Source organism: uncultured Eudoraea sp. (assembly GCF_947258925.1).
Taxonomy (GTDB): domain Bacteria; phylum Bacteroidota; class Bacteroidia; order Flavobacteriales; family Flavobacteriaceae; genus Eudoraea.
The window spans coordinates 103471-109589 of the sequence record NZ_CAMYKG010000013.1; the positions used below are offsets into that span (position 1 = coordinate 103471).

Genomic DNA, 6119 nt, shown 5'->3' on the forward strand with positions numbered 1-6119 from the left:
AAAACCCTTCGGATTTACGAAGGGTTTTTTTATTTGACATCCCGATTCCTATTAATGGGCTTCAAGCCAATTTTCCCCTAAACCAATTTCCACGTCCAGCGGCACAAGTAATTCATAAGCATTTTCCATCTCGGTTTTTATCATAACCTGAAGAACTTGCAACTCTGGTTTAAAAACATCAAAGACCAGTTCATCATGAACCTGCAGAAGCATCTTGGTTTTATAATTTCCTTCAGAAAGCTTTTGGTGAATATTGATCATCGCGATTTTTATGATATCCGCCGCACTACCCTGTATTGGGGCATTAACCGCATTTCGCTCGGCAGCACCGCGCACAACAGCGTTACGTCCGTTAATATCCTTTAAATAGCGCCTTCTTCCCAATACGGTTTGCACATAACCATTTTCTCTGGCAAAATCTATTTGCTCACTAATGTAGTTTCGCAGTTTAGGATAGGTCTTATAATAGGTATCGATTAACTCTTTTGCCTCGGTTCGGCTAAGATCTGTCTGATTGCTCAATCCAAAAGCAGAAACCCCGTAAATTATTCCAAAATTGACGGTTTTGGCATTACTTCTCTGATCTCTTGTAACTTCTTCAAGGGGTACGTTAAAGACTTTGGAAGCTGTTGAAGCATGAATATCCTCTCCATTTTTAAATGCTTCAATCATTGTAGTCTCTTCACTTAATGATGCAATTATTCTAAGTTCTATTTGCGAATAGTCGGCTGCCAGTAGGAGATAATTAGCATCTCTTGGAATAAAAGCCTTACGCACCTGTCTGCCCCGCTCGGTTCTGATCGGAATATTTTGAAGATTCGGATTATTGCTGCTTAACCTTCCTGTGGCCGCTACGGTTTGCATATAATCTGTATGAACTCTACCTGTATTTTCTTCAACTTGCTCAGGTAAAGCGTCCACATATGTGCTTTTTAGCTTAGCCAGGCCTCTGTAGTCTAATACATCTCTAATAATTTGATGCTCCTTGGCCAGATATGAAAGGACATCTTCAGCAGTGGAATACTGTCCTGTTTTTGTTTTTTTTGGCTTATCAACCAGTTTAAGTTTATTAAATAATATTTCACCTAACTGTTTTGGTGATGCAATATTAAATTCTTCGCCAGCCTCCTGGTAAATCTTTTCTTCTAAGTTCTTTATATCATCATTCAGATCTTTTGAAAGGGAATTCAAAAATTCTATGTTTAGATTTATTCCTTCCAATTCCATATCCGCCAGCACCTTTACCAACGGAATTTCAATATTTCTGAAAAGATTTTCGGTACCGGCTTCTTTCAGTTCAACTGCAAACTTATTTGCCAACTGCAGGGTTATGTCAGTATCTTCAACGGCATACTCCGTTTGTCTCTCTAAACTAACCTCGCGCATGCTCAATTGGTTTTTGCCTTTTTTACCGATAAGCTCGGTAATAGATATAGGAGTATAATTCAGGTAAGTTTCAGACAACACATCCATATTATGGCGCATATCCGGATTTATAAGGTAGTGTGCAATCATAGTATCAAATAGACTTCCTTTAACAGAAACCCTATATTTATGAAGCACTTTGATATCATATTTTAAATTCTGTCCAATTTTTTCAATGCTTTCGGTCTCGAAAAAGGGCCGAAGTTCTTCAATTAGTTCCTGTGCATTATCACGATCTTCCGGAAAGGGAACATAGAATCCTTTCCCTGTTTCCCAGGAGAAGGCTATTCCAACGAGTTCTGCTACTAAAGGGTTTAAAGAGGTCGTTTCCGTATCAAAACATACCCGGGTTTGCTGCATTAAATTTTTAAGAAACAATTTCATAGCCATCCCCGGGGAAACACTTTGATAAAGATGAGCAGTATCCTCAATAGTTTTTCTGCTGGAATATTCCTTTAAGGTAGCAGATTTATCCCCATCGGATCCGAATAAAGAAAATTGACCGCTTCCGGCAGTTTTAGGGATACTTTTCTTTTCAGGCTCTTCGGTGGGGGCTTTATCATCTTTAACCTCGGATTCATTAATGAATAGCCTTAAAAACTGATCTTTAAGCCTTCTGAATTCTAAATCCTCAAATATTTTCTGCACTTCTTCACTATCGGGTTCGGAGAGTTCATAGTCCTTGGCATCAAAAACGACATCACAGGTTACGCATATAGTTGCCAGTTTCTTTGAGAGTCTGCCTAATTCGGCATTTTCTTCAACCTTCTCTTTCATTTTCCCTTTGAGCTTATCGGTATTTGCAAGAAGTCCCTCGAGAGACCCAAACTCGGCGATAAATTTTTTAGCTGTTTTATCACCAACACCCGGAAGGCCGGGGATATTGTCACTGGCGTCCCCCATCATTCCAAGATAGTCGATGACCTGTTCAGGGCGTTCTACGCCAAAGCGGGTTTGTATTTCAGGGATTCCCCAGATTTCTATTCCATTTCCCATTCGGGATGGGCGGTACATAAAAATATTCTCGGATACCAGTTGTCCAAAATCTTTATCGGGAGTAACCATATAAGTTTTGTATCCTTCTTTCTCAGCTTGTTTCGCTAATGTTCCGATAATGTCATCGGCTTCCAAACCAGAAACTTCGATCACAGGAATATGCATAGCTTTCAGGATATCCTGTATAATAGGGACAGCCACCCGTATGGCATCCGGAGTTTCATCCCGGTTTGCCTTGTAATCTGCATATAGTTCTGTTCTTTCAGTACTGCCATCCTTGTCAAAACAGACCGCCAAATGGTCTGGTTTTTCCCTTTTTATAACGTCAAATAAAGAATTTACAAACCCCATGATAGCAGAAGTATCCATTCCTTTGGAATTTATCCTGGGATTTTTTATCAGGGCGTAATACCCCCTGAAAATCAATGCGTATGCATCCAATAAAAAAAGTCGCTTTTGCTCTGCCATATTAAGTGTTCTATTCCAATTCCAAAACTACAAAGTTTAAATACTAATCTAAAGTAATTAAGTGCTTATATAGCTGCCTGAAGTATTATTAAGATGTCCTTCCTCAGAATATACCCTGTAAGAAAATCCAGGATGTATACAATACCCGCCGGTTTCTCCTTTTTTGTTGATTGCTATGAATCCAATTTGAAAATCAAGTTTGTCCTTATTTTTAGATATAATGCGGTTGACTCCTTCCTCGCAAGCCTCCTGAGGTGTTTTTCCCTGCCTCATTAATTCCACAATAAGAAAGCTTCCTACAGTGCGAACAACTTCTTCTCCTACGCCTGTAGCAGTGGCTCCGCCAATCTCATTATCTATAAATAACCCCGCTCCAATAATTGGGGAATCGCCTACCCGACCACCAATCTTATAGGCCATTCCACTTGTCGTGCATGCACCTGCAATATCCCCTTTGGAATCAATGGCTAACATGCCAATGGTATCATGATTCTCTATGTTGATAATCGGTTGATATTGGGATGTTTTTTTCCATTCCAGCCATTCCAATTTTGATTTCTCAGTAAGTAAGTTTTCTTTTTCAAACCCTTTTTCATAGGCAAATTGTTCGGCCCCTTTTCCCGCAAGCATTACATGGGGGGTATCCTCCATTACCTTTCTGGCAACTGAAATTGGATGTACTATATTCTGGAGGTAGACCACTGCTCCACAATTGCTGTCTTTATCCATTATACAGGCATCAAGAGTAACATTGCCATCCCGGTCCGGTCTGCCACCTTTACCGACCGATTGATTATTTGTATCTGCTTCCTCAATCATTACCCCTTGTTCAACGGCATCCAGGGCTGTTCCGGAATTAGTAAGAACCTGCCATGCTTTATTTGTAGCATTGGGTACATCCCATGTTGCGATGACAATGGGTTTAATGGTTTTAGTAACAGGCAATTGTTCCTTTTTTGTTTCACAAGCTGTTAGCAGTGATGTGGATAAGATCCCGGCAGTACTTAAGGAAGAGCTTTTTAAAAATTTTCTACGTTTCATCAGCTTAGGTTGCTTATTTTTATAAGCCTAAATATATGAAATGATCGTAGAAGTATGCGCCAACTCTTTCCAATCTGCCATTAATGCTGAGAATTCCGGGGCAGACAGAATTGAATTATGTGCAGAATTAGCTGTGGGAGGAATAACACCATCCTTTGGACTGATCAAAAAAACGATTGAAAATTTAAACATTCCTGTGCATGTGTTGATTAGGCCGCGTAGTGGGGATTTTACTTATTCTGATGATGAATTTGAGATCATGAAAGAGAATATTAGGCTTTGTAGGCAGCTTGGCGTTTCAGGAATAGTTTCAGGAGTTTTATTTGCTGATGGTACACTGGATAAAACCAGGACCGGAGAGCTTAGAACTACAGCAGGGGATTTATATTTTACATTTCACCGGGCATTCGACTGGGTTACGGAGCCTGTCAATACACTTTTTGAACTTGAGGGATTAGGGGTGGATTGCGTTCTTACTTCAGGGGGTAAAAATTCAGCAGAAGAAGCATTGCCAAAACTAATTTCATGGAAAAAGATGACAAGTAAAATTGCGATTATGCCGGGTGGTGGAATACGTGAAAACAACGCACCCCTTTTTAAGGAAAATGACTTTAAAGTCATTCATCTATCTGGCGTCAGCTTTAGAAAAACACTATTGAAAACACCTCAAATATCAATGAATAATGCCTCACATCTCAAAGATGATGAATTAGCTATAACGGAACCTGAAATTATCCGCGCTGTAATTAGAAGCGTTAAATAATGGTGAAGTTGTAAATTGAAAATCTATTAAAGAAATATATTTGTAAAAAATAACATATGTTACGCCTGATTGTTTTTATTATCATTTATCTTATCCTGGGTTTCTATGCCCTACAAGCTTTGAAGACAGTTACGCGCTTTCCCTGGGTATATTATGTTTTTATAGCCTTGTCTTTAATCATTCTCAGTAATTTTATTTATCAATTTACCTGGGGTGAGACACCAGGCAGGGTGTTAAGCAAACCGAAAAGTTATGCTTTTGGTTTTGTAGTAGCCATCCTAACCTTTAAGATAATTACAATTATCTTTCTTTTTTCTGAGGATATTTTTAGATTCTTAGCAGCGGGGTATCAATGGTTTTTTGGTAGTACAAAAGAGTTCAGCCTTCCTGAGAGAAGGAGATTTTTAAGTTTAATTGCCATGGGAGTCGCCGCTGTACCTTTTGGAGCATTGCTTTATGGGATGTACCGGGGGAAATACAATTTTAAGGTATTGAAGTACAATATGGAGTATGAAGATCTTCCTGAGGCTTTTGATGGTTATCAAATTACCCAAATTTCGGATATACACAGTGGAAGTTTTGACAACAGACGAAAAATTGAATACGCCATAGACCTGATAAATAAACAAAAGAGCGATGTAATTTTTTTTACGGGTGATATGGTAAATAATAAGGCCGATGAAATGAAACCCTGGGCAGAATTGTTTACTAATTTGTCCGCTAAAGCCGGGAAATATTCTATTCTGGGAAATCATGATTATGGTGATTATTTTGATTGGGATACCCCAGAAGAAAAAATTAAAAATTTAGAAGATCTGAAACTCATGCAAAAGGAAATGGGTTTTGATCTTTTGTTAAATGAAAGCAGGTATCTTAGAAAAGGAGAGGATAAATTGGCCCTAATTGGAGTGGAAAATTGGGGGAGAGGTGGTTTTCGAAAGTCAGGCGATTTAAAAAGAGCTACTTCAGAAATTAGTAAAGATGATTTTAAAATTCTTTTGAGTCATGATCCTTCGCATTGGGAGGATGTTGTTTTAAAAGATGACTACCATTATCATCTCACTCTTAGCGGTCATACACACGGGATGCAATTTGGGATAGAAATTCCGGGCTGGGTAAAATGGAGTCCGGTAAAATGGCGATATAAGTATTGGGCCGGCATTTATGAGGAATTAGGAGAATTTATCAATGTAAATCGCGGATTTGGATTTATAGGCTATCCGGGTAGGGTGGGTATTTGGCCGGAAATCACTGTAATAACGCTTAAAAAGAAAGATTTAACTTGAATTTAACTATCAAGTTATGCCCAAAATTAAGGGCATACCGAATTTTTTAACATTTTTTCATACATTTGATCTGTAACCCAATGTACTATATATGTCAAAATTCGGTGAACTTATAGATCTAAATATCCCCGTGTTACTTG

General features: G+C 38.7%; 4 protein-coding genes. 2 read left to right on the forward strand and 2 right to left on the reverse strand.

Translation table 11 applies throughout. The features are described from left to right. Positions 1-51: 51 nt before the first annotated feature. Both polA and Q0X77_RS06390 read right to left on the reverse strand, forming a co-directional pair. Positions 52-2889, reverse strand: a complete 2838-nt coding sequence (gene polA / locus Q0X77_RS06385; protein WP_297794735.1) for a DNA polymerase I — start codon at positions 2887-2889, stop codon at positions 52-54. Between the two features lie 57 nt (positions 2890-2946). Next, the gene (locus tag Q0X77_RS06390; protein WP_297794738.1) at positions 2947-3930 is read right to left on the reverse strand and encodes an isoaspartyl peptidase/L-asparaginase family protein; all 984 of its coding nucleotides are present in this window, start codon (positions 3928-3930) and stop codon (positions 2947-2949) included. Positions 3931-3970: 40 nt separating this feature from the next. Here Q0X77_RS06390 and Q0X77_RS06395 point away from each other — a divergent pair, with 40 nt between their 5' ends. Next, positions 3971-4693 (forward strand): copper homeostasis protein CutC, encoded by a 723-nt coding sequence (locus Q0X77_RS06395; RefSeq protein ID WP_297794741.1) that lies wholly within the window; start codon positions 3971-3973, stop codon positions 4691-4693. A gap of 56 nt (positions 4694-4749) precedes the next feature. Continuing rightward, on the forward strand, positions 4750-5979 hold the full coding sequence (locus tag Q0X77_RS06400) for a metallophosphoesterase (RefSeq protein WP_297794744.1): 1230 nt from the start codon (positions 4750-4752) through the stop codon (positions 5977-5979). Positions 5980-6119: the final 140 nt, after the last annotated feature.